This window comes from Methylobacterium sp. BI1 (genome assembly GCF_056680125.1).
Genome location: NZ_CM155267.1, coordinates 1,737,269 through 1,761,311, shown reverse-complemented (window position 1 = coordinate 1,761,311; position 24,043 = coordinate 1,737,269). Strand labels below are relative to the sequence as shown.

Annotated in this window: 19 protein-coding genes and 1 tRNA gene; 6 read left to right on the top strand and 14 right to left on the bottom strand. The window is 68.8% G+C overall.

Features of this window, described 5'->3' with window-relative positions; translation table 11 throughout:
* Window positions 1–24: 24 nt before the first annotated feature.
* Window positions 25–2,301 carry a glycogen debranching protein GlgX gene (glgX, locus tag AC1MGR_RS08305; protein WP_108034592.1) on the bottom strand — a complete coding sequence of 759 codons (2,277 nt, stop codon included), beginning with the start codon at window positions 2,299–2,301 and terminating at the stop codon, window positions 25–27.
* Window positions 2,302–2,615: 314 nt separating this feature from the next.
* Between glgX and AC1MGR_RS08300 the strand changes: the two genes are divergently transcribed.
* Window positions 2,616–3,347, top strand: a complete 732-nt coding sequence (locus AC1MGR_RS08300; RefSeq protein WP_108034591.1) for an SHOCT domain-containing protein — start codon at window positions 2,616–2,618, stop codon at window positions 3,345–3,347.
* A 30-nt stretch (window positions 3,348–3,377) separates the two neighbouring features.
* Here the strand turns inward: AC1MGR_RS08300 and AC1MGR_RS08295 are convergent, their stop codons facing one another.
* The 3 genes from AC1MGR_RS08295 to AC1MGR_RS08285 are packed head-to-tail and all read right to left on the bottom strand — an operon-like array spanning window position 3,378 to window position 6,318.
* Window positions 3,378–3,791 (bottom strand): TadE/TadG family type IV pilus assembly protein, encoded by a 414-nt coding sequence (locus AC1MGR_RS08295; protein WP_480234273.1) that lies wholly within the window; start codon window positions 3,789–3,791, stop codon window positions 3,378–3,380.
* Complete coding sequence (locus AC1MGR_RS08290) at window positions 3,788–4,321, bottom strand: TadE/TadG family type IV pilus assembly protein (protein WP_480234272.1); 534 nt, start codon at window positions 4,319–4,321, stop codon at window positions 3,788–3,790. Before AC1MGR_RS08290 ends, AC1MGR_RS08295 begins: the two co-directional genes overlap by 4 nt.
* Window positions 4,318–6,318: a hypothetical protein gene (locus AC1MGR_RS08285; protein WP_480234271.1), complete on the bottom strand. Its 2,001-nt coding sequence runs from the start codon at window positions 6,316–6,318 to the stop codon at window positions 4,318–4,320. The genes AC1MGR_RS08290 and AC1MGR_RS08285 overlap by 4 nt, the downstream gene beginning before the upstream one ends.
* A 272-nt stretch (window positions 6,319–6,590) precedes the next feature.
* On the opposite strand from AC1MGR_RS08285, the gene AC1MGR_RS08280 reads away from it, so the two are divergent.
* Window positions 6,591–7,658, top strand: coding sequence for a spore photoproduct lyase family protein (locus tag AC1MGR_RS08280; protein ID WP_480234270.1), 1,068 nt, complete (start codon window positions 6,591–6,593; stop codon window positions 7,656–7,658).
* A gap of 105 nt (window positions 7,659–7,763) precedes the next feature.
* On the opposite strand, the gene AC1MGR_RS08275 is transcribed toward AC1MGR_RS08280, so the two are convergent.
* Window positions 7,764–8,411, bottom strand: coding sequence for a DsbA family protein (locus AC1MGR_RS08275; RefSeq protein ID WP_480234269.1), 648 nt, complete (start codon window positions 8,409–8,411; stop codon window positions 7,764–7,766).
* 601 nt (window positions 8,412–9,012) lie between these two features.
* A tRNA-Ser gene (locus AC1MGR_RS08270) sits at window positions 9,013–9,102 on the bottom strand.
* Between the two features lie 245 nt (window positions 9,103–9,347).
* Between AC1MGR_RS08270 and AC1MGR_RS08265 the strand changes: the two genes are divergently transcribed.
* The 3 genes from AC1MGR_RS08265 (at window position 9,348) to flhA (ending at window position 13,624) form a co-directional block, all read left to right on the top strand.
* A complete protein-coding gene (locus AC1MGR_RS08265) occupies window positions 9,348–10,001 on the top strand; it encodes an ABC transporter ATP-binding protein (RefSeq protein WP_108034570.1) in 654 nt (217 codons plus the stop codon).
* 100 nt (window positions 10,002–10,101) lie between these two features.
* Window positions 10,102–11,346: a KpsE/RkpR family capsule polysaccharide export protein gene (locus tag AC1MGR_RS08260; RefSeq protein WP_480234268.1), complete on the top strand. Its 1,245-nt coding sequence runs from the start codon at window positions 10,102–10,104 to the stop codon at window positions 11,344–11,346.
* Window positions 11,347–11,458: 112 nt separating this feature from the next.
* On the top strand, window positions 11,459–13,624 hold the full coding sequence (gene flhA, locus AC1MGR_RS08255) for a flagellar biosynthesis protein FlhA (RefSeq protein WP_480234267.1): 2,166 nt from the start codon (window positions 11,459–11,461) through the stop codon (window positions 13,622–13,624).
* A 237-nt stretch (window positions 13,625–13,861) separates the two neighbouring features.
* Here the strand turns inward: flhA and AC1MGR_RS08250 are convergent, their stop codons facing one another.
* From AC1MGR_RS08250 to fliI, 3 genes are all read right to left on the bottom strand, one after another.
* The gene (locus AC1MGR_RS08250) at window positions 13,862–14,911 is read right to left on the bottom strand and encodes a lysylphosphatidylglycerol synthase domain-containing protein (RefSeq protein WP_108034759.1); all 1,050 of its coding nucleotides are present in this window, start codon (window positions 14,909–14,911) and stop codon (window positions 13,862–13,864) included.
* Window positions 14,912–15,068: 157 nt separating this feature from the next.
* Window positions 15,069–15,476 carry a flagellar export protein FliJ gene (fliJ, locus tag AC1MGR_RS08245; protein ID WP_056222585.1) on the bottom strand — a complete coding sequence of 136 codons (408 nt, stop codon included), beginning with the start codon at window positions 15,474–15,476 and terminating at the stop codon, window positions 15,069–15,071.
* Between the two features lie 92 nt (window positions 15,477–15,568).
* Window positions 15,569–16,924, bottom strand: coding sequence for a flagellar protein export ATPase FliI (fliI, locus tag AC1MGR_RS08240; protein WP_108034567.1), 1,356 nt, complete (start codon window positions 16,922–16,924; stop codon window positions 15,569–15,571).
* A 421-nt stretch (window positions 16,925–17,345) separates the two neighbouring features.
* Between fliI and ctrA the strand changes: the two genes are divergently transcribed.
* Window positions 17,346–18,047, top strand: a complete 702-nt coding sequence (gene ctrA, locus AC1MGR_RS08235; RefSeq protein WP_019903129.1) for a response regulator transcription factor CtrA — start codon at window positions 17,346–17,348, stop codon at window positions 18,045–18,047.
* 176 nt (window positions 18,048–18,223) lie between these two features.
* Here the strand turns inward: ctrA and AC1MGR_RS08230 are convergent, their stop codons facing one another.
* The 5 genes from AC1MGR_RS08230 to AC1MGR_RS08210 all read right to left on the bottom strand — a co-directional run bounded on the left by AC1MGR_RS08230 (window position 18,224) and on the right by AC1MGR_RS08210 (window position 24,029).
* On the bottom strand, window positions 18,224–19,141 hold the full coding sequence (locus AC1MGR_RS08230) for a CheR family methyltransferase (protein ID WP_108034566.1): 918 nt from the start codon (window positions 19,139–19,141) through the stop codon (window positions 18,224–18,226).
* Complete coding sequence (locus AC1MGR_RS08225) at window positions 19,138–20,316, bottom strand: protein-glutamate methylesterase/protein-glutamine glutaminase (protein ID WP_108034565.1); 1,179 nt, start codon at window positions 20,314–20,316, stop codon at window positions 19,138–19,140. The genes AC1MGR_RS08230 and AC1MGR_RS08225 overlap by 4 nt, the downstream gene beginning before the upstream one ends.
* 85 nt (window positions 20,317–20,401) lie before the next feature.
* On the bottom strand, window positions 20,402–20,785 hold the full coding sequence (locus tag AC1MGR_RS08220) for a response regulator (protein ID WP_056222602.1): 384 nt from the start codon (window positions 20,783–20,785) through the stop codon (window positions 20,402–20,404).
* Window positions 20,786–20,810: 25 nt separating this feature from the next.
* The gene (locus AC1MGR_RS08215) at window positions 20,811–21,296 is read right to left on the bottom strand and encodes a chemotaxis protein CheW (protein WP_056274868.1); all 486 of its coding nucleotides are present in this window, start codon (window positions 21,294–21,296) and stop codon (window positions 20,811–20,813) included.
* Between the two features lie 33 nt (window positions 21,297–21,329).
* A complete protein-coding gene (locus AC1MGR_RS08210) occupies window positions 21,330–24,029 on the bottom strand; it encodes a hybrid sensor histidine kinase/response regulator (protein ID WP_108034564.1) in 2,700 nt (899 codons plus the stop codon).
* Window positions 24,030–24,043: the final 14 nt, after the last annotated feature.

Genomic DNA, 24,043 nt, shown 5'->3' with positions numbered 1-24,043 from the left:
ATGCGCGCGGCGGACCGGGGCGGTTCAGCGCTGCTCGGTCTCGAAGCGGACGCTGTGGACGTTGGCCCGCTCGAAGGCCTGCATCACGTGCTGGTACGAGCGCTCCATCTCGGTGGCCTCGACGCCGTCCACCTCCTCGGGCTTCAGGACGAACATCAGCATCGAGCGGCCGGTGACCTCGTAGGTCGCGCCGATCGGCTTGCTCACGACCTCCTGGCTGTCCGGCAGGTTGGTGTCGAGGAGCCGCGTCCAGCCGACGCCGCCCACCGATTCCGGCAGGGTGAACGACACGAGGTCGTGGTAGGCGTTGTAGAGCAGCAGCAGGGTCGCGTCGCCGCCGCGCTGGTGGATGCCCGAGGCCTGGGCCCGGCCGTCGAGCAGCACCGCGATGGCCCGGGCATCGCCCTGCGTCCAGTTCTCCGGCGACATCTCCCCGCCGTCGGGCCGCAGCCAGGTCACGTCCTTGACGCCGAACTCCTCGTCGTAGGCGCCCGTGAGGAAGCGTCCGCGGGTCAGGATCGGCAGGGCCTCGCGCAGCAGGGTCAGTCGCTGCGTGAACTCGGCCAGATCGCGCTCCTCGGGACCGACCGCTTCCCAGTCCAGCCAGGAGATCTCGTTGTCCTGGCAATAGGCGTTGTTGTTGCCGTTCTGGGTGCGGGCGAACTCGTCGCCCGCCAGCAGCATCGGGGTGCCGCGGGAGAGGAACAGCGTCGCCAGCATGTTGCGCATCTGGCGCAGGCGCACCGCGCGGATCTCCGGATCGTCCGTCGGCCCCTCGGCTCCGTAGTTGTTCGACAGGTTGTGCGAGTGGCCGTCGCGGTTGTCCTCGCCGTTCGCGAGGTTGTGCTTCTCGTTGTACGACACGGTGTCGTTCAGCGTGAAGCCGTCATGGGCGGTGAGGAAGTTCACCGAGGCCCAGGGCTTGCGCCCGCGCTTGTTGAACTTGTCGGCCGAGCCGGTGAGGCGGGCGGCGAGATCGGGCAGCATGCCCTCGTCGCCGCGCCAGTAGCCGCGCACGTCGTCGCGGAAGCGGTCGTTCCACTCGGCCCAGCCGGGCGGGAAGCCGCCGACTTGGTAGCCGCCCGGGCCGCAATCCCAGGGCTCGGCGATCAACTTGACGCTGTTCAGCACCGGGTCCTGCCGGCAGGTGTCGAGGAAGCCGCCGCCCTCGTCGAAGCCGTGCGGCTCGCGGCCCAGGATGGTGGCGAGGTCGAAGCGGAAGCCGTCGACCCGCATCTCGGTGGCCCAGTAGCGCAAGGAGTCGGTCACTAGCTGCAGCACGCGCGGATGCGACAGGTTGAAGGTATTCCCGGTGCCGGTGTCGTTGATGTAGTAGCGCGGCTCCTTGGGCATCAGCCGGTAGTAGGAGGCGTTGTCGACGCCCTTGTACGACAGGGTCGGCCCCTTCTCGTTGCCCTCGGCGGTGTGATTGTAGACCACGTCCAGGATCACCTCGAGGCCGGCGCCGTGCATCCGCGCGACCATCTCTTTGAACTCGGAGAAGGCGAAGTCGGGCACCGCGGCGTACCGCCGGGCGGGGGTGAAGAACGAGATGGTGTTGTAGCCCCAGTAGTTCACCAAGCCCTTTTCCTGCAGGTAGTCGTCCTGCACGAAGGCGTGGACGGGCAGGAGCTCCACCGAGGTGACGCCGAGGCTCTTGATGTAGTCGAGCACCGCCGGCGTGCTGAGGCCCGCATAGGTGCCGCGCAGCTTCTCCGGCACCGCCGGGTGCATCTTGGTGAAGCCCTTCACGTGGGTCTCGTAGAAGATGGTCTTCTCCCAAGGCACGTGCGGCTTGCGATCCCGCCCCCAGGTGAAGGCCGGGTCGATGACGCGGCTGCGCCGGGTGAAGGGCGCGGAATCCCGGTCGTCGAAGGTCAGGTCGTCGCCGGTCTCCATCTGATAGCCGAACAGCGCCGGGTTCCAGGTGATCGAGCCGACGAGGCCCTTGGCGTAGGGGTCGATGAGCAGTTTGTTCGGGTTGAAGCGGTGACCCGCCTTCGGCTCGTAGGGGCCGTGGACGCGGTAGCCGTAGATCGTTCCCGGCCGGGCGTCGGGCAGGTAGCCGTGCCAGATCTCGTCCGTGTACTCGGGCAGCTCGATGCGCTCGATCTCGTTCTCGCCGGCATCGTCGAACAGGCAGAGCTCGACCTTGGTGGCGTGGGCCGAGAACAGGGCGAAGTTCACCCCCAGGCCGTCCCAGTTCGCGCCGAGCGGATAGGGCGAGCCCTCCTTGATGCGCGAACGTTTGGCGCGGCCCTGCGGGCTCGAGCGGTCCGCGGGATTCGTCGTGTCGGCCATGTTCGCTCCGGGCGGTATCGATGGGTGCGTCGAGACAGGGCGATGCGCGTCGCCCCGTCTTGGAAACCTGAACAGGAACGCTCACGCTTCGCCGGAAGGTCCGCCCCGGGGCAAATCTTTTTGCATCGCACGGCCCGGCGCGTCGCAACCGCTTCCACACCGCCTGCGCTTGCGGCAGAACGGGTGCGGCAGACCTTTTGAGGCAGATCTTTTGCAGAAGGTCTTTTGCAGAAGATCTTTTGCGGAAGGTCTTCTGCGGCAAGACTGCGAGTGACGGCGCGGCGGGGGCCGCCCGGGGGCGAGGAGACCGGCGCATGACAGAACAGCCCAACGGCCTGCAGGCGATCGCGGATCGCTACCGGGTCAGCCTCGACGCCGTGCGCCACCTCGTCCAGGCGCTGGAGGCCGGCCACGGCCGGATGGCGCAGTTCAACCATCCCGAGCTCGGCGGCTTCGGCCAATGGTCGGGAGCCGGCATGACCATGATCGGCGAGATGTTCAACACCGACCTGAAGGCGCGGGTGGACGCCCTCTGCACCACCCTCGCCGCCGCGCTGCCCGTGGGCGCCTGGTCGGAGGTGCCGCGCGGCGCCGGGGCGCCCTGGCCCGCCGAATGGGGCGCACCGGCCACCGCCGGCTCGCAGAACGGGATGCGCTACGCCTACTTCCCGGCCCAGCGGCGCCTCGTGGTCGAATCGGAGGGGCGGGCCGCGATCTACGACACCGGCGACCACGCCATCAGCGGCGTCTCGCAGCAGCAGGGCAGCGGCACGAGCCTGCGCTTCTCCGGCCCCGGCGGACCCGTGGATCTCGCCAGCCTGAAGCGCCTCGACGAGGCCGAGCGCGGCGAGACCCGTCCCTTCGCCCCTGACCCGTTCGAGGCCGGTCACCCGGGCGCCGAGGCGCCGCAGGCGGGCAGTTCCGCGCCGGTGGCCGGCAGCGACGTGCTCTCGACGATCGAGCGCCTGTCCGAGATGCGCCGCAAAGGGATCCTCACCGAGGGCGAATTCACCGCCAAGAAGGCCGAGTTGCTGGCCCGCCTCTGACAGGGCGTCCGCCCGACCGAAAACGCCCCATCAGACGCCGTTCGGGAAATGCCCGTTCACGACGAGCGCATAGCGGTAGCCGAGCAGATCGACCGGGTAGGTGACCGTGACGGTGGTGAAGCTCACGGCGCCATAGGTCCGGCTGCGGTCGATGGCGACGTGCCGCGCCTGAAGACCGGACAGGCCGCGCTGGGACGCCACCCGCTCGAGGTAGCAGATTCCCGGGACGGCGGAGTCGCAGGCGGCGGCCGTGGCCGTGCAGGCCGGGGCGCCGATCGCGATGCACCGGGCCGTTTCGGTCGCGGATTGCTGCAGGGCGTTCTTCATCCAGAATCCCAGGCCCAGCGCCAGGGTGCCCAGGAGGATCGCCAGGACGATGGGGGACAGGATGGCGAACTCGATGGCGGTCGTGCCGCCCTGATCCGCTGGGAAACGACGGATCATGGAAGGCGAACCACGGCGACGTCGCGCGTCAGGAGGATCGCCGGGAGAATGTCGCCGAGCTGGAACAGGGAGGCCTGCGAGGCGGAGACCGAGATCGTGATGAACTTCGCCGACAGGACGTTCCCGCCGCAGGACCTGACGACCGTGCCGGTGCTCGACCAGGCGGCGGGCTTGCCCGATGCGCAGTAGAAGCCGTCCAGCGCACGGGCATCGGGCGCATTGTTCACCAGGACGCTGACGACGGGCGCGGGCGTCAGTCCCGACAGGTCGACGACGACGGCATTCACCTTGGCGAGAAACGCCGCGAGGTTGCCGGCATCCAGGGTGGACCCGTTCTGGAAGGCATAGATCGCGGCCGCGGAGGTCGCGTCGATGACGCGCAGCTTGAGGAAGAACGCGTATCCGAAGCCGAGCGACGCCATCATCAGGAGGAGCAGAACGGGCGCCAGCAGGGCGAATTCCACGGCCGCGATCCCGTCCCGCGCCGACGCGAAGCGGACGATCGGCCACGCGAAGCGATGGCGGCTCATTGCACCATCACCGGGGTCACGCGGCTTCCGCCGATGGTCAACCCCAGGCAGGGCGCGACGCTCAGGCGGGCGTTCTGATAGATGTCGAGAACGCCGGAGACGATGCCGAAGCAGCCGCCGGGCGGGTAGGTGATGGTCTGGCTCCCGTAGATCGACGCGTTGGAGAGCGGCACATAGACCAGTCCCGACATCGTGTCGGCGGCATTGTTCGCCTGATAGATGTTGAAGGCGCCCCCCAGGACCATCACCAGCAGGTTCTGGTGCCCCCAACGGGGATTCGCGCTTGTGGGCGCGGTCGCGATGATCGTGCCGACGCCGTACCAGCTGATGGTGCCGCCGTCGTACACGAAGGTGACGCCGCGGGCCGTCAGGTTCCGGGTCGTCAGGGACAGCGTGCCCCCGGAGAGCGAGACCGTCGAGGCCCCTGTCACGGCGGAGCCGCCATAGCCGAACGTGACGTTGTCGCCGGCGAGGCTGATGGTGCCGCCGTAGAAATCCACGTCGCCGACGCCGAAGCGTGTGTCCGACCCGGGACCGAGGCTCAGCGAGCCACCCTGGAAGGAGAAGGGTCCGTTGCCGAACGTCAGCGTTCCGCTGCTGGCGATCGACCCTCCGTAGAAGGTGAATGGCCCGTCGCCGAAGGTCATCGATCCCCCGGCCGTATTCGCGATGCCGCCACCCCACAGGGAGAAACGGCCGCTGCCGAAGCGCATGACTCCCGTTCCGTTGCTGATCGCCCCGCCGTTGACGGCGTGAAGACCGTCTCCGAATGTCAGTGTGCCGGCGCCGTTGCTGATGGCGGCACCGAAAGTCTTCGTGCCTGAACCGAACGTCAGGGTTCCATTGGCCGTATTCGTCACGTCGCCGGTGATCGAATAGGTCGCGTTCGGAAAGGTCAGCGTGCCGGTGCCGTTCTGAATGTATTTCTGGAAGACGAGGGTGAGCGCGGCACCGGGCTCCGCCGCGAAGGTCGCGTTGGAGGCATTCTCGACGCGGACATACCCATCGAAGACGTAGCAGCCGCTGGCGAAGGTGAGGGTGCTGGTTCCGCCGAGGATGAGGTTCCCCGACAAGGTCGTCGGCGACGCGCAGCCGGGATCGCCGCTCCCGCTGCCACTGAACCTCAGAGTTGCGCCGCTGACCGTCAATCCGCCGTATCTGTCCCGCGGGAGCGTGGCGCTCTGGCCGGCCGTGTAGATCCTGTCGGGGCCGCGCGCGACCGCCGGGAAGGCGATGAGCGCCTGGGGGGATCGGCTGCCATAGGGCCAGCCCGGACTGCGCATCGCGGCCATGTGCCGCTTGGCATCCACCACTGCGGGCGCGGCGGCGACCGTATCGGTGACCACGGCCCTGTAGGCGAAGGCCGAGGCGGACGGCGCCATCGTGGCCGTGTCGCAGAGATAAGGAGCCTCGGCTCCGGCCGAGTAGCCGACATTCGCCTTCGCCAGCGCCACGTTGGCCGCGCCACAGACATAGAGGAACGTCGTCGCGCTGACGCCGCAGGCGGGACCGGTGATCCTGGCACTGCCATAGAGATTGGTGGGTCCGACCAGGGAGGCCAGGCAGGACGCGCTCCCGTCCGAGTTCAGGCTGGCGGCCGAGATGGCCCGGACGGCGTTCGAGGAACCCGAGCCGAGCAGGCCGGCAAAGGTGGCCGGCCTGTCCCGCGTCACCGTCGTGAACAGGGCTTGCTGCCGCGCATCGGACGGTGAGGGCCCGCTCCGCGTGACCACGGTCGCGTCCGAGAGACCGTTGAGGCCGACGACATTGGCCGCGGTGGCGATCGCCTCCGGGCTGGCCGCATTGTCGACGATGGGTGACGCGGTCGAGGCTGCGGCGAGGTTGGCGAGATCGGCGCTGCGCTGATTCAAAAGTCTCGCAACGTAGAGGTTCGCCGCTTCGATGCAGAAAGCCATGCAGACGACCATGACGCCGATCATCAGCGTCGCCAGGATCGTGATGCTGCCGTCCGCGTTGCTGTGAAACCGATCCCGCATGGGTCGCCTGAGCATCCTCTCGGCCTGCGAGGGTGCGGGCGATCGATTGACCTATAGCCTGGATGAAATCGATTAATATTTATATAAGTGCGATATACGCAACATGAGGTTGGCACAGCTGGTGACTAATTGCCTTGAACGAGCCGATCCGTGAGGGTCTAGTCTTGGGCAATGCCTAACGCGTGCGCCCCCTGCTCGGGCGGTGCCGGCTCCCCAGGGGAGTAGGCGATGCCCCTGGTCCCGGAGGCCCGCGCACCCGATCTAACCGGACCATGGCCCGATCCCGCGATCTCCTCGACGTCTCCACGATCTACCACGAGCCCGCCGTGCCGGATTATCCGCGCGGCCAGGCGATCCTCGACCGCTTTCCGCAGGCCGAGCGCATCGTGGTGCCCTCGCACTGGAACATCCCGAGCTTGCACGGCAATGCCGGCTCGGTCGAAGATTGGGTGCGGATCAAGCGCTCCACCCTCGTGCTCGGGGTGAAGAAGGGTCTCGCCATGCGGCCGAACGGGCGCAGCGCCCACTTCATCGCCCCCTCGACCTCGAACGGCTGCGCCATGGCCTGCGCCTATTGCTACGTGCCCCGGCGCAAGGGCTTCGCCAACCCGATCTCGCTCTTCGTCAATGTCGAGGCCGTGTCCGCCGCCATCGCGCGCCATGCCGCGCGCCAGGGCCCCCTGCCCGAGCCCGACACGATCGATCCGGCTCTCTGGGTCTACGATCTCGGTGAGAACGGCGACCTCTCGGTGGATGCCATGGTGAGCGACACGGTGCGCGACCTCGTGGCGCTCTTCCGGGACATTCCCAACGCCAAGGCGTCCTTCGCCACAAAGGCGGTGAACCGCGACCTCCTCGCCTACGACCCGCAGGGCAAGACGCGGATCCGCTTCTCGCTCATGCCCGAGCGCATCGCCCGCATCGTCGACGTGCGGACGGCCCCGATCCCCGAGCGCATCGCCGCCATCGACGACTTCGTGGCCGCCGGCTACGAGGTCCACGTGAACTTCTCGCCAGTGATCCTCTACGAGGGCTGGGAGGCCGACTGGACCGCCCTGTTCGCCGCCATCGACGACGCGATCGGGCCGGCGGCCCGGGCGCAGCTCAAGGCGGAGATCATCCTGCTGACCCACAACGCCGACCTGCACGCGGTCAATCTCGGCTGGCACCCCAGGGCCGAGGATCTGCTCTGGCGGCCGGACATCCAGGAGGCGAAGGTCTCCGAGGGCGGCGGCGCCAACCTGCGCTACCGCACCGGCTGGAAAGGGAAGTGGCTCGCCCGGTTCAAGGCCCTGCTGGCCGAGCGCATGCCGTATTGCACGGTGCGCTACGCGTTCTGAGGAGCGTGCGACGCGGACCTTCTGCTGGCCCGCCTCGGCCCCAGGCCCCCTCGCCCGTGGCGATCCTGGCGCCGATCGCGGTCGTCAGGCCGAGGCCGATCTGCGTCATGCGGCTTCCTCCGATCCGGCGCGAAGCTCGGCCGCGAGCCTGTGCCGGTCGCCGAAGAGGATGCCGCCCGGCAGGCGTCGGGCGCCCCGGTCGTCTGCCAGGACGAGGCTGGGGACGCCCCGCACGCCGAACTGGGCCATCATCAGGATGGCGGCCTCGATCCGATGCCGGTTCGCCTCGCGCAGCGCCGCGTCGGGCTCGACCAGCCGGGCGGCGGCCTCCGGGAAGCCTGCGCCGGCGAGCACATCCGCCACGACGGTGCGCTCCGCCGTGTCCCGGGCCCCGACGTAACGCGCCTCCTGAAGCACCTCGAGCCCCTCGGCCTCCTGCCCGGGACGGGTCAGTCCGATCGCGACGAGGCCCAGGGTGGCCGCCGTCGAGTCGAAGGCGACGCCGGGCGAACCGAAGATCAGGGCGCGATAGGCCTCGCTGAAGGGCTGCCCGGTCTGGCGGGCGATGCGCTGGTCGTTCTGCCAGACATATTCGGCGAAGGCCGCGTCCATCGGCTGGACGCCATCGCCGGCGAACAGGCCCGTGGGGGCGAGTTCCAGGGTGACCGTTCCGGACCGGGCGATCCAAGCCAGTGCCGGGGCGGCCCCGTAGCACCAGCCGCACAGGGGATCGAACAGATAGGTCAATCGCATGAGCCTGACCCTGACTGATGGCTGTCGCCGCATAGGACAGACTGGATTAAACACACAAATTCAGACAAATCACCCTATACCGCCAGACTTTCCGCAAGACGAAATCCATCTTGAGCCCGGTCATCCGATCCGCGTGTGGCTGTGCGGGTCAAATCGAGCTCCGCCCTTACCGGGCCGGGCCTGAGACGTCACCGATGTCCCGCCCTTGCCGCATCCAGGCGCGGGCGAGGCATCGATCACGCGGTGGATCAGCGCGCCGATCAGGGCGCCGAGCACGACCTTTCCGCCCAAGGCTATCGGGTGAATCGAACGGCTTCGGATCTTGCGTGGCCGTTGCCGGCCCCAGGAGGTTCGGGAACGCGGCCCTCTCCTGCTGTCGGCGCGCCGCTCCAGTCTTCGGCGAGCATCAGCAGGTCGCGGGGTACAGGTCGCACAACGCAGGCATGTGTAGATCAGGCGCGCTTGCCCGCCATGCGAATCCGGGCTGTCGTTCTGGGGAGTTTCGGTGAGCCCTGGGCCGGTGCGGAACAGGCGAACCCCATGCCGTTCGGCCAGGGACCCCAAGGCTCACGCAGAGATCGGACGATCTGAGATCAGAATCTGGCGGAGGGAGCGGGATTCGAACCCGCGATACCGTTTCCGGTATACACACTTTCCAGGCGTGCGCCTTCAACCACTCGGCCACCCCTCCGGTCCCGTCGCCGCGTCTCGCAGCCGCCGGGGCGGCCGGGCTTCGCGATCGCGCCGGGAGGCGTCCTGTACAAGCCGCATGGGCCGGGTGCAAGCCTCAGAACGGCAAAGCTGCCGATTCCCGCGCGATTTCGGCACGGAGCGGCCCAGGGTGTCCGGAGGCACGAGACGACGTTCTCAGATTCGCCGCTTTTGCGGCCGATGCGCGACGGGTTGGCCCGCAGGCCTCGGGAGTCGTTCTCCGTCGTGATCCGCTTCGACAACGTGACCAAGATCTACCGGACGGACGGGCATCGCCGGACGATCCTGGATCGCGTCTCTTTCACCCTGAAGCCCGGCACCAGTTACGGCATCCTGGGGATCAACGGCGCCGGCAAGTCGACCTCCCTGCGCCTCCTGGCAGGCACCGAGATGCCGACGAAGGGCCGCGTGGTCCGCACCACGCGCGTGTCCTGGCCCCTGGGCTTCGGCGGTGGCTTCCACCCCGCCATGACCGGGCGCGACAACATCATCTTCGTGGCGCGCATCTACGGCGAGGATCCGCGCAAGGTGCTGGAGTTCGTGGAGGATTTCTCGGAGCTCGGCAGCTATCTCGACGTGCCGATCCGGACCTACTCGTCCGGCATGGGCTCGCGCCTGGCCTTCGGCATGAGCATGGCCATCCCGTTCGACTGCTACCTCATCGACGAGGTCACGGCGGTGGGCGATGCCCGGTTCCAGAAGCGCTGCGAGGAGGCTTTCGCGGCGCGCCGGGAGAATGCCGACGTGATCATGGTCTCCCACGGGATGGACACCCTGCGCACCTGGTGCCAGCAGGGCATCGTGATCATCAACGGGCGGGCGATCGTCTACGAGAGCATCGACGACGCCATCGAGGTCTATCGCCGCCTGAACGCCTGAGTTGCGCCGGCGCGCCGGCAGCCACGGTTTTGCCGCGCGGGTGGTGCAAAGGGTGTACGGTGGCGGCCGGATGGCCGGACGACATGGAATACCGGGGCGCATGAGCATCGAAATCCGCAACCCGCAGGGACAGCCGCTGACGACGGCCGACCGCTCGAATGCCGTCGCCGAATCCCTGAAGCAGATCGCCCGCGTCTCGCGCTTCGCCGACCGCAAGAAGGGCATCCGCTCCTACCAGAGCCACGTGAAGTCGGACCCGCTGATCCCGGTTCTGTTCGTGGTCTGCTTCCTGATCCCCACCCTGGCGGCCATCGCCTATTACGGGTTGATCGCGGCGGACCGCTTCGTGATCGAGTCGCGCTTCGCCCTGCGGCCGGCCCTCGGCAGCGTCGACAAGGCCTCGCCCGATCAGGTCGGCACCAATTCCGGCTCCCCGATCAAGCAGATGATCGCGCAGGACAGCCTGATCACGACGAACTACATCATGAGCCGGCCGATGATCGAGACCATCGAGAAGACGTATCCCCTGCGGGAGATGTTTTCCCGGCCGGAGGTCGACGTGTTCTCGCGCTTCAATCCCGAGAAGCCGATCGAGAAGCTGGTCAAGTACTGGCATGAGCGGGTGCACACCAAGATCGAGGCCGGATCGGGCATCATCAGCCTGACCGTCAACGCCTTCGATCCGGACGACGCCCTCAACATCTCGAAGGCGATCCTGGCCGAGAGCGAGCGCATGGTGAACGCCCTGAGCGGCCGCGCGCGCGAGGACGCCGTGCTGGAGAGCCAGCGCGAGCTCAAGCGTGCCGAGGAGCGGATGACGAAGATCCGCACCGAGGTGGCGGCCCTGCGCAACCGCGACGGCGTTCTCGACGCGCAGAAGACCAACGAGGCCAACCTGAAGGTGCTGTCGGAGTTGCGGACGACCCGCATCAACCTCGCGGTCCAGCTCATCCAGAGCCAGCGCGATCTCTCGCCGGAGACCCGCCGCATCCAGGACATGAAGGCCCAGATCAAGGACCTCGACGACAACATCGCCCGGATCGAGCAGCAATCCGCCAGCGAGGATCCGGAGCAGCGCCGCATCCTGGCGAACGCGCTGACCCGGTTCGAGGCCTACGACGCCGACCGGGCCGATGCGGAGAAGTACTTCGCCAAGGTGCTGGCCGCGAACGAGCGGGCCCGCATCATCGCCGAGCGCCAGATCGAGTTCTTCAGCATGATCGTCGAGCCGGTGAAGCCCGAATCCTCCCAGGAACCTCGGCGCCTCCTGATGATCAGCCTCATCGCCGGTGGCGCCGGACTGGTGTTCGCCCTCGCGGTGGTCACCCGCAAATACTTCGCCTGAGGCGGTTTTGCCGCCCCCGCGGGCGGCGGGCAGCCCGGTGTTAACCCTTCGCTAACCCTGCGCTCGGCAAATCTTGCCGAGCCCCCGACCATCGGGGGCAGTGAGGGTGACGATGAGCGAGACGGCTGCCGCCGCGCCGGCTCCGGCGGGGGGTTCCGGGGGGAGCCTCGCACATTTCGCGAGCTTCGCGATCCCGAACCGGGCGAACCTGAACGCGCTCTCCAAGCGCACGGACCTGTTCTTCGCCACCGCCGTGATGGGCATCCTCACGGTGCTCATCTTCCCGCTGCCGGCCTTCCTGCTCGACCTGCTGCTCGCGGTCTCGATCATCATCTCGGTGCTGATCATGATGACCGGGCTGTTCATCGACAATCCGCTCGAGTTCACGGTCTTCCCGACCCTGCTTCTGGTGGCGACGCTGCTGCGCCTCGCCCTGAACCTCGCCTCCACCCGCCTCATCCTCGGGCACGGGCACGAGGGCACGGCGGCCGCCGGCCACGTCATCGAGGCCTTCGGCAACTTCGTGATGGGCGGCAACTTCGTCATCGGGATCATCGTCTTCGCGATCCTGATCATCGTGAACTTCGTCGTCATCACGAAGGGCTCGGGCCGCATCGCCGAGGTGGCCGCCCGCTTCACCCTCGACGCGATGCCGGGCAAGCAGATGGCCATCGACGCCGACCTCTCGGCGGGGCTCATCGACGAGAAGGTGGCGAAGGCCCGCCGCGCCGCCCTGGAGGAGGAATCCTCGTTCTTCGGCGCCATGGACGGTGCCTCGAAATTCGTCCGCGGCGACGCCATCGCCGCGCTCCTCATCACCTTCATCAACGTCATCGGCGGGATCATCATCGGCGTCGCCCAGCAGGGCATGCCGTTCCTGGGGGCGGCGAAGTCCTACACCCTGCTCACCATCGGCGACGGCCTCGCCTCCCAGGTCCCCGCCCTCATCGTCTCCACGGCGGCCGGCATCCTGGTCTCCAAGGCAGGTGTGAAGGGCTCGGCCGACAAGGCCCTGGGCAAGCAGCTCGCGAACTACCCCAAGGCGCTCGGCATGTCCTCGGGCGTCATGGTGCTGATCGCGCTCCTGCCCGGCATGCCGATGCTGCCCTTCCTGGCGCTCGCCGGCGCATCCGGCTACGCCGCCTGGCACTTCGCCAAGATCGCCCGCGAAGCGCCCCCGCGGGATGCCGACGGCGCGCCGATGGACGCCTCGGCTGTGGCCGCCGCCGCGGCCGCCAAGGAGGAGACCGTCACCGACCTCCTGAAGCTCGACGACCTCAAGCTGGAGATGGGCTACGCGCTCCTGGCCCTGGTCAACGGCCCGGAGGGCCAGGATCGCCTGACGGACCAGATCAAGGCCCTGCGCCGGCAGCTCGCCGCCGAGCTAGGCTTCGTGATGCCCTCGGTGCGCATCCTCGACAACGTTCAGCTCGACGCCAACGCCTACGTGGTCCGCGTTAAGGAGATCGAGGCCGGCACGGGCCAGATCTTCCCGGGCCAGTTCATGGCCATGGATCCCATGGGCGGCCAGGTGCAGCTGCCCGGCCAGCACATGCTGGAACCGACCTTCGGCCTGCCCGCCACCTGGATCGACGCCTCCCTGCGGGACCAGGCCCAGCTCAAGGGCTACACCGTGGTGGATGCGGCCACGGTGGTCTCCACCCACCTCACTGAGATTATCAAGGCGCACGTCTCCGAACTCCTGAACCATGTCGAGGTCCAGAAGCTCCTGCGCGAGGTCTCCAAGGAGCATGCCGAGCTCCTCAAGGAGGTGATGCCGAGCCAGATCGGCACCACCGGCATCCAGCGCGTGCTGCAATTCCTGCTGGCCGAGCGGGTCTCGATCCGCGATCTCGGGGCGATCATCGAGGGCATCGCCGAGGTCGCCGGCCACGTGAAGAACCCGCGCGACATCGTCGAGCACGTCCGCGCCCGGCTCGGCCGGCAGATCTGTGCCCAGTACCAGGGGCCGGACGGCATGCTGCCGATCATCACCCTGTCGCCGGCTTGGGAGCAGGCCTTCCTCGAATCAATCGCGGGCGAGCGCGACGAGCGCTACCTGGCGATGCAGCCCTCGAAGCTCTCGGATTTCGTCAACACGGTGCGCGACCGCTTCGAGACCGCCGCCCGCATGGGCGAGATGCCCGTGCTCGTGACCTCCGTTCAGGCTCGCCCCTTCGTGCGCTCGATCATCGAGCGTTTCCGGCGCGAGACCCCCGTGATGAGCCAGGCGGAAATCCATCCCCGCGCCCGGCTCCGGACCGTCGGTTCGGTCTGATCCAGCCTACAACTCTCGGCCCGGGATCGTGCGGACCAGCGGCCCGATCCTCTTCCTCTCGTTCGGGGAACCTTTCCCGGTCCCCTTCGCGGCCTCCCCGGCACAAGATACGACCCGAGGCAGAAGAATTCGCAGGTGAGCGAGGGGCCTGAAACCGGAAGGGCCTGCCCTCGCGAACCCGGACGGGACGCGGTGGCAGGCCCTGGCCCGGCTTCGCGGTTCGCGGCGGCGAACGGATCAGACCGGCTTCTTCTCCATGCGGCGCTCGAGGGCATGGGCGTCGAGGCCGGGGGCGGTCAACGGCGCCTCCGGGGCGGCCGCATCGTGCGGCTTGTCCCGCAGGGCCGAGGCGAGGCGGTTGCGCTCGTAGAGGAGGACGACCACCACCGAGATCAGGAACGGGAGCCAGAAGTAGAACAGGCGGAAGACGAGCAGCGCGGCGATGACCGACGGCCGGGCGATGTCGGGCATCGCCACCACGAAGACCAGCTCGAACACCCCGAGGCCGCCGGGCGCGTTCGAGACCAGGGCCGCCGAGAACGAGGCGAGGAACACCGCGAGCACCACGAGGAAGCCCGGGTTCCCGGCCTCCGGCAGGGCGAAGTAGATGATCCCGGCGGCGCCCAGCAGCTCCAGCGGAGCGGCGATGAGCTGGCGGCCCATGATGCGCGGGCGGGGATATTCGAGCTTGAACTTGCGGATCGTCAGCGGCTTCAGGTGCAGCAGCGAGCCGGCGACGTAGAGGGCGACGAAGGCCAGGAGCCCGGCGCCGAGGATGCGGGCGGTGGCGGGGTCCGTCAGGATCGCCGGCAGGTAGCCGTTGAGGCGCGTCAGCGTGTCGGGCAGGACCGTGAGCACGAAGCCGCCGAGCAGGATCGTGCCGAGGCCGAAGGTGAAGGAGCAGAGGGCGACCAGCACCGCGACCTGGGCCGCGGAGAGGCCCTTGGCCGTGTAGGCGCGGTAGCGGACCACGGCGCCCGAGAACACCGAGGCGCCGATGTTGTGGGAGAGCGCGTAGGTCGTGAAGGAGCAGACCGAGACGAAGAACCAGGAGATGTGGCGCACGCCGAGATGCAGCAGCGCGATCCGGTCGTACCAGGCGAGCGCCGCGTAGGCGACGAGGGTCGAGAGCGCGGCGAGGAGGAAGCGGTGGACGGGGATCGCGGCGAAACTGCCCTTGATCTCCGCCATCGAGATGCCGGCCAACTCCTTGTAGAGCAGGTAGCCCGAACCGATCACCGCCGCGAGGCCGATGATCGGCCAGATGAAATCGCTGATCTTCTTCATGGTGGTCCGGACACGCCCCTGTTCGGGCCTTCCCTGCACGACGATGCGCCGCATCGCAAGCAAGGTTCCGCGCGGCCCCGGCAGGGCCACCTCTTCCCATGGGATCATGACGGTTTCGTGCCGGCCGCCCTGGGGAGGCCGGCACGCCGCCCCGGGGTCAGGCGCGGATGCGCGAGAGGCCGATCCCGTCCATGGCGGCCTGGTCGCGGGCCGCTTCGGCGACCCGCTCGGCGGTGCGCTCGCGGTCGTCCAGGATCTCGATCTTCTTCAGGTCCTCGAAGGCCTCGCCGAGCTCGGCCTTGGCCTCGGCCAGCTGCCCCTCGAGAGCGGCTGCGGACTGGCGCATGTTGTCCCGGCGGGTCGCGGCGGCGCGGGCATAGGTCGGGTAGGCGAAATGGGCCGGATCGGTGATGCCGGCGCGGCTCTCCTCATGGGCGACCTCGCGATCGAGCTCCATCGCCATGCGGGTGAAGTCCGCCTTCATCATCTCGATCTGCGTCACGCGCCGACGCTTCTCGTCGACCTGGAAGCGTCGCAGCCGGATCAACGTGTCACGGGATTTCATGGGCGGGTTCACTCCACGCAACGCACGGCTCGCCGGTGCGCGACTGGCCGCGCCCCGGGCCCGGCATCGGGAGATGGAGCCGGGGCGTCCCCTCAGGGAGCGCCGACGATCTCTGCCAGGCGACGGTAACCCTCGCCGATCGAAGTTGCTTCTTCCTTACCCTGACCCAGAAAAGCCTCCATTTCGGGCATCAGCGCGATCGCCTCGTCCACTTCCGGGGAGGCGCCGGCGCGATAAGCGCCGAGACGGATCAGCTCCTCCATGTCGGCGTAGGTGGAGAGCAGGCGCCGGGCCCGGCGCACCGTCGGCAGGTGCGCGGGGTCGCAGGCCCGGGGCATGGTGCGGGAGACTGAGCGCAGGACGTTGATCGCCGGGTAGCGCCCGCGCTCGGCGATGCCGCGCTCCATCACGATGTGCCCGTCGAGGATGCCCCGGACCGCGTCGGCCACGGGCTCGTTGTGGTCGTCGCCCTCGACGAGGACGGTGAACAGGCCGGAGATCGCCCCCTGTCCCGTCCCGGGGCCGGCCCGCTCGAGCAGCCGCGGCAACTCGCTGAACACGGTCGGGGTGTAGCCCTTGGCGGTGGGCGGTTCGCCGGCGGCGAGGCCGATGTCGCGCTGGGCCATGGCGAAGCGGGTGATCGAATCGATCATGCACAGGACCTGCGCGCCCTGATCGCGAAAATACTCGGCCATCGCCAGGGTGACGTAGGCGGCGTTGCGGCGCATCAGGGCCGGCTCGTCGGAGGTGGCCACCACCACCACCGAGCGGGCGAGGCCGGCGGCGCCGAGATCGTCCTGGAGGAACTCCTGCACCTCGCGGCCGCGCTCGCCCACGAGGCCGATCACCGCCACGTCGGCGGCGGTGTAGCGGGCGAGCATCGAGAGAAGCACCGACTTACCGACGCCGGAGCCGGCGAAGATGCCCATGCGTTGGCCGGCGCACATCGTCAGGAACGTGTTGATGCAGCGGATGCCGAGGTCGAGGGGCGGCCCGACCCGCTGCCGGGCATGGGCCGGGGGCGGGTCGGCCCGCAGGGGGTAGATTGCCGGGCCGGGGGGCAGCGGCCCGAGGCCGTCGATGGGCCGGCCGAGGGCGTCGATGGTCCGGCCGAGCCAGGCGGCGGAGGGACGCACCGCGCCGGCGGCCTCGTCGCGCACCAGGGCCGGACAGCCGCGCCGGACCCCCTCCAGTGAGCCGAAGGGCATCGCCAGCGCGCGGTCGCCCTGAAAACCGATGATCTCGCAGGGCACGGCGCCGAGGCCGTTCTCCACCGCGATGTCGAGGCGTCCGCCGAGCCGCATGGCTGCCACCGGACCCGCCACCTCGATCAGCAGGCCGCGAATCGCCACGACCCTGCCATAGGTCTCCAGCACCTGGATTCCCGCGAGGGCGCCGCGCGCATCAGCCAGGCGCAAGCGTCCGACGCTAGGGTCGCGATCGGTCATCGGCGCGTCTCTCAACCATTCGTTTACCTCCCTCCTTAACACTGTGTGCATCGGGCTTGTAGCGCGCCGCCGGTTCACGCCGGGACGTAAAAAATTTCTGTTCGGTGGACGACATTCCGGTGTCGTGGTTCCGAAGAGACAGCGCGCAACTAGTCCAAGCGGACAAGGGACTTGCGGGGATATGCGAAGGTTTCGCATCGGGCCCGGGGACGGTCGGACGAGAACAGACCGTCAACGGTTCGAAGCGTGGCCGGACACCAGATCCAATTGGGTGCTTGCGTCCGTGAAACAGGGTTTGTTAACGATTAACGAATAGCGTTTCACGTCATTGACGAATGAGCGTTCGCCACGGGCCGGTGGCGAACGAACGGCGGGGGCTTGCCCGTACGCTGCACACGGCCGGCTGGGCTGGGGACCGACGATGCGGGTACTTCTGATCGAGGACGACAGCGCGACCGCGCAGAGCATCGAGCTGATGCTCAAGTCCGAGAGCTTCAACACCTACACCACTGACCTCGGTGAGGAGGGGATCGATCTCGGCAAGCTGTATGATTACGACATCATCCTGCTCGACCTGAACCTGCCCGACATGTCGGGCTACGAGGTGCTGCGGAATCTCCGCGTCGCCAAGGTGAAGACCCCGATCCTGATCCTCTCCGGCATGGCCGGCATCGAGGACAAGGTGAAGGGCCTCGGCTTCGGCGCCGACGACTACCTCACCAAGCCCTTCCACAAGGACGAGCTCGTCGCCCGCATCCACGCGATCGTCCGCCGCTCGAAGGGTCACGCCCAGTCGGTGATCACCACGGGCGACCTGATCGTGAACCTCGATCAGAAGACCGTCGAGGTCTCCGGCAGCCGCGTGCACCTGACCGGTAAGGAGTACCAGATGCTGGAGCTCCTCTCGCTGCGGAAGGGCACGACGCTGACCAAGGAGATGTTCCTGAACCATCTCTACGGCGGCATGGACGAGCCCGAGCTGAAGATCATCGACGTCTTCATCTGCAAGCTGCGCAAGAAGCTCGCCAACGCTTCGTCGGGCAAGAACTACATCGAGACCGTCTGGGGTCGCGGCTACGTGCTGCGCGAGCCCAACGAGGGCGAAGAGCGGATCGCCGTCTGAACCACCGGTCGGACGACGAAACGGCCCCGCGCGAGCGGGGCCTTTTTTGTTGGTACGGGATCGCGCGGCGGCCCCGCGCCGATGGCCCCTCCCCCGCCCGGCGGGGAAAGTCCAAAGAAAATGGCGCGGGCTTGCGCCCGCGCCACGCGCCGTCGGAAGGATCGTCCGGGTGCCGCTCAGAGGCCGACCACCCGGCGCATCGCCGGGGCGACGGCCGCCGGGGCGATCGCGGCGGCGGCCGGATTGAGCACCGGCAGCGGCCGGGGCTGCGGCGCGAGGGACGCGCCGGCCTGATTGTACAGGCCCCGGTGCTTGGCGTTCGGGACGAGCTTCTCGGTCAGGCCGATCACGGTCTCGGCGGCGCCCAGGAGCAGCGCACCGTCCGCCGCGAGGCTGCTGCTGAGGCGGGCCAGCACGTCGCCCTTGGTCGGCGCATCGAAATAGATCAGCACGTTGCGGCAGTAGATGATGTCAAACGTGCCGAGCGAATCGAACGGCTGCAGCAGGTTCAGCGGGCGGTAATCCACCATCTGCCGCAGGCTGGCGGAGATGCGCCACTGCTCGCCGACCTGCTCGAAGTGCTTGATGAGCGACTGCACCGGCAGGCCGCGCTGGACCTCGAAGTGGCTGTAGAGGCCGGCCTTGGCCTTCTCCAGCACCTCGGTCGAGAGGTCGGTGCCGATGATGTCGACGGTCCAGCCGGCGAGGCGCGGGGCGGCGTCCTGCAGCATCATCGCCAGGGAATAGGGTTCCTGGCCGGTGGAGGCGGCGGCGCACCAGATGCGCAGGCGGCGCTGGGCGGCCCGGCGGGCCATGGCCTCCGGGAGCAGCACGTCGCGGAACAGGTCGAACGGCGTGCGGTCGCGGAAGAAGAAGGTCTCGTTCGTCGTCATGGCCTCGACCACCGCCCGCTCCATGGCGAGGTCGCGGCCACCCTTCAGGGCGGTCACCAGCGCCCCGAGATCGGCGAGGGCGAAGCGCCGGCAGATCGGGCCGAGGCGGCTCTCCACGAGGTAGCGCTTCTCGCCGCTGAGGGCGAGGCCGGAGCGGGTCTTGAGGTAGGCGCGCAGGAAATCGAATTCGACGTCGGTCATGCGCCCTGCCCCGTCAGAAGATTGCGCAATGCCGGGCCGATCTCGCCGAGCGGCAGGATCGCCTGGGCGAGCCCCGCCTTGGCGATGCTGCCGGGCATGCCCCAGACGGTGCTCGTCGCCTCGTCCTGGGCGAGCACCGCCGCCCCGGCCTCTGTCAGGGCGCGGGCGCCCCCCGTCCCGTCCGAGCCCATGCCGGTGAGGACGACCGCCAGGGAAGCGGCGCCGAAGATCGCGGCGGCATCCTGGAACAGCACGTCGACGGCAGGACGGCAGAAATTCACCACCGGACCGTCGTGCAGGCGGATCGTCACGTCCTGGCGGCTTCCGCCGAGGCCCATGTGGCGGCCACCCGGGGCCACGTAGATCCGGCCCGGCTGCAGGCGCTCGTCGGCCTTGCCCTCGGCAGCCGGCAGGCCGGTGCGGACGCCGAGATGCTCGGCGAACACGGCGGTGAAGACCGGCGGCATGTGCTGGACGATGAGGACCGGGAACTGGCGAAGCGTGGCGCTGCCGATCTTCTCCAGGACCTCGCCCACCGCACGGGGGCCGCCGGTGGAGGCGCCGATGAGCAGGACGCGGGGCGCGACGCCGGTGCGCGCTTTCGGCCGCAGCACCAGGGGCGCAGTCGGACGCAGGGCCGAGACCGGCGCGGGAGCGGGCGCTCCGGGGGAGACGGGGATCGGCGCCCCGGAGGCGCCGCGCTTGCGCGCCCGGGCGGAGCCGAACAGGCGCACCCGCTCGATCAGGTCGGTGCGGAAGGCGTCCGAGGTGGTGACGCCGCGGTTGCTCTCGGGCTTCGGAATGTAGTCGACGGCGCCGAGGGCCAGGCAGCGCAGGGAGATGTCGGCGTTGCGGGTGGTCAGGGTCGACATCATGATGACCTGCACGCCGGGGCTCTTGGCGAGCAGCAGCGGCAGGGCCTGCGTGCCGTCGAGTTCCGGCATGTCGATGTCGAGGAGGATGACGTCGGGGTCGTGGCGCGACATCGCCTCCAGGGCGATCCGGCCGTTGGCCGCCGTGGCGACGACCTCGTAGCCGGCCTCGCCGATCCAGCGGGCGACCAGCCCGCGCACCACCGCCGAATCGTCTGCGATCAGGACCCGGACGCGCTGCCCGGCGAGCGGCGGTGGCGCGGCATGGGTCGACGCGAAGGTCGGGGCGGTGGCGGCCATCATAACTTTCACGCTGTGAGCGACCCGGAGGAACGGTCAGGGGAGGTGCTGGCCCCGGACGGGGCGGGATGCCCGGTCCAGGTCCGCGTCAGGCCGCGTCGGCTTCGGTGGCGAAGCCGACCTGCGCGAGCTTCGCCGTGACGATGTCCCGGTCGAAGGGTTTCATGATGTACTCGTCGGCCCCGGCGTGCAGCGCCCGCGCGATGGCGCCGACGTCGTTCTCCGTGGTGCAGAACAGGACCTTGGGCTTCTCGCCGCCCGGCGTCTTGCGCAGGGCGCGCAGGAAGTCGTAGCCGTCCATGGTCGGCATGTTCCAGTCGAGCAGGATGGCGTCCGGCATGGTCTTGCCGCAGGCGCTGAGGGCCTTCTCGCCGTCCTCGGCCTCGCCGACCTCGAAGTTCATGGTCTCGAAGATGCGGCGCGCCACCTTCCGGATGACGGCGGAGTCGTCGACGATGAGGCAGGTTTTCATCGGTCCCTTCTCCTTGCGATGGGGCTCAGGCCGCGCCGGCGGTGCGGGCGTTCGTCCCGAAGGCGAGGAGCGCATCGACGTCGAGGATGACGAGGAGGCGGCCGTCGAGGCGATGGACGCCGAGGGTGAGGTCGCGCCAGCGGGCATCGAGGTTGATCGGCACCGGCTCGTGGGTCTCGGCGCCGAGCTTGAGCACCTCGCCGACACCGTCGACGATGAGCGCGAAGGTCTCACCGCCCTGCTCCAGGCCGATCGCCATCTGGGCACCGTCCCCCGTGCGGGGCGCCATGCTGAGGCGCCGACGCAGGCACAGGGCGGTGACGACCCGGCCGCGCAGGTTCAGGAGCCCGACGATCTCCGGCGGGGCGAGCGGCACCGGCGTGACGCCGGCCGGGATGAAGACGTCGTGGACCCGGTCGATGGCCAGACCGAACATGGTCTCGCCGACGAAGACGGTGACGAAGTCGTGGGTGCCGACGGTTTCCGCGGCGTTGGTGTTGGCGGCCTGCATCATGGGCTGGGACTCCGAAAGGGGGCGGGCCGGTCAGGCGGCGGCGGCGAGGCTGGCGACGTCGAGCTCGGCGAGAGCCGAGATCAGGCCGCTGCGGTCGAACTTCGCCACGAGGTCGGCGATGCCGAGCGTCCGCGCCCGCTCGATGGCCTCGGCCCCGATGGTGCCGGAGAGGCCGATGACCGGGAGCCCGGCGACGCGGCCCTCGACCTTGCGCATGGCGCCCACGAGGTCGAAGCCGTTGCGGCCCGGCATCTCGAGGTCGCACACCACTACGTCGATCCGGCCGTTGGAAAGCAGGGTCGCCACCGCCTCGTCGGCGCTGGCCGCAGTGACCACGCTGTAGCCGGCGGCCTTGAGGACCGGGCTCAGCATCTCGCGGAAGAAAGCGGAGTCGTCGACGAGAAGGAGCGTCGAGCTGCGCTTGACCGCCTTCTTCGGGCCGCGCGCCCAGTCGTCGTAGGCAAGCGGCAGGAAATGGGCGATGTTGATGATCTCGGTGGCACGGCCCCGCAGGACGGCCGAGCCGATGAGGTCCGAGCGGTCGGCGGAGATCTCCACGTCGAGGCGCTCCTCGACGATGTCGACGATCTCGTCGACCACGAGGCCCATGGCGCGCTCGCCGTCGGAGAAGACCACCAGGGCCTGGGTGCCGGAGGTGCGGATCTCGATCGACGGATCGGCCGGGACCAGCGGCATCAGGCGGCCACGGTACTGGATCAGCGGACGACCGCCGACCCACTCGACCTTGGCCGATTCGATCTCTTCCAGGCGGGTGACCAGGGAGAGCGGCACCGCCTTGTAGCTGCCCGCGCCGCCCTTGAAGACCAGGAGCGTCGCCTTGGCGTCGGCGGCCTCGATCTCCTCGACCTCGGCCTCGACCGGAATGGCGCCGGACTGCGAGCCCTGGCTGACCTGCTGCGCGATGCCGTTCGGATCGACGATCAGCACCACGGCGCCGTCGCCCAGGATGGTGTTGCCGGCGAAGAGCGGCAGGTGGCGCAGCTTGGAGGACATCGGCTTCACGACGATCTCCTCCGTGTGGAAGACCTCGTCGACGAGGATGCCGAAGCGCTGGCGCCCGACCTGCGCGACCACCACGAAGCCGGAATCCACGGCGTCGGCGGCCTGGTCCTGGCCGAGCACGCCCGTCAGGGTGACGATCGGCAGGAGGCGCTCGCGCAGGCGCAGCACCGGGGAGCCGTTGATGCGCTCCACCTTCTGGGCCGTCGCCTTGTCGACCCGCACCAGCTCGAGCACCGCCACCTGCGGCACCGCGAAGCGCTGCTCACCCGCCTTGACGATGAGGGCGGCGATGATCGCCAGGGTGAGCGGGATCTTGATGGTGAAGGTGGTGCCGCGGCCGAGCTGCGTGTTGATGTCGATGACACCGCCGATGAGCTCGATATTCGTTTTCACTACGTCCATGCCGACGCCGCGGCCGGAGACCGAGGTGATGGCGGCGGCGGTCGAGAAGCCCGGATGGAAGATGAACTTCGCCACCTGGGCGTCGGTCATCCGCTCGACCTCGGCCTGGCTGGCGATCTTGCGCTCCACGGCCTTGCGGCGGATGGCGGCCAGATCGAGGCCCTTGCCGTCGTCGGCGATCTCGATCGTGATCGTGCCGCCCTCGTGATAGGCGGAGAGGCGGATGGTGCCGCGCAGCGGCTTGCCCGATGCCTTGCGGTCGGCGGCCGACTCGATGCCGTGATCGGCCGAGTTGCGCACCATGTGGGTCAGCGGGTCCTTGATGACCTCGAGGACCTGGCGGTCGAGCTCGGTCTCGGCCCCGCTCATCACGAGCTCGATCTGCTTGCCGAGTTCCGACGACAGGTCGCGCACCACGCGGGGCAGCTTCTGCCAGGCGTTGCCGATGGGCTGCATGCGCGTCTTCATGACGCCTTCCTGCAGCTCGGCCGTCACGTGGCTGAGGCGCTGGAGCGGAACCTTGTAGGTCGAGTCGTCGTGCCGGCGGGCGATCTCGAGGAGCTGGTTGCGGGTCAGCACCAGCTCGGACACCATCGTCATGAGGTGTTCGAGGGTGTCGACGTTCACGCGGATGGTCTGGACCTTCGCGATGCCGCCCTCGCCGTCGGAGGTGGCGGGCGCGTCGGCGGATTTCGCGGGCGCCTCGGCGGCCTTCGCGGGCATCGGGGCGGGCGCCTCGCGCACCGGCTCGGGGGCTACGGCGACCGGTTCCGGCGCGGGGGCGACGGCGACGTCGAACGGATCGGGACCCTCGGCCTCCATGAAGGCGCGCTCGAGATCCTCGAGGCTCACCTCGCCGGGCTTGAGCTCGCGCACCACCGGGTCGGGCAGCTTGATCTCCGCGACGGGCGCGGGGGCGGCGGGTGCGATCGGGGCGGAGGCCATCTCCTCCAGCGCGCCGATCAGGTCGTCGTCGCTGCCCGCCGGCTCGGAGCCGGTGGCCTCGAGATCGCCTAGGATCGCCTTGAGGCGGTCGAGGGTGACGAGGATGAGGCTGACCGCGGGGCCTGTGACCGGCATGCCGTCGCGGAACTGGCCCATCAGGGTCTCGGCGGCGTGGGCCAGGGCCTCGAGGCGCGGAAGGCCGAGGAACCCGCAGGTGCCCTTGATGGTATGGACGAGGCGGAAGATATTCCGCAGGATCGTCTGATTGTTCGGATCCTGTTCGAACCGGACGAGTTCGGCATCGACCGTGTCGAGGTGCTCGGCACTCTCGGTCAGGAACTCACGCAACAAGTCGTCCATGAGGGTTACTCAGT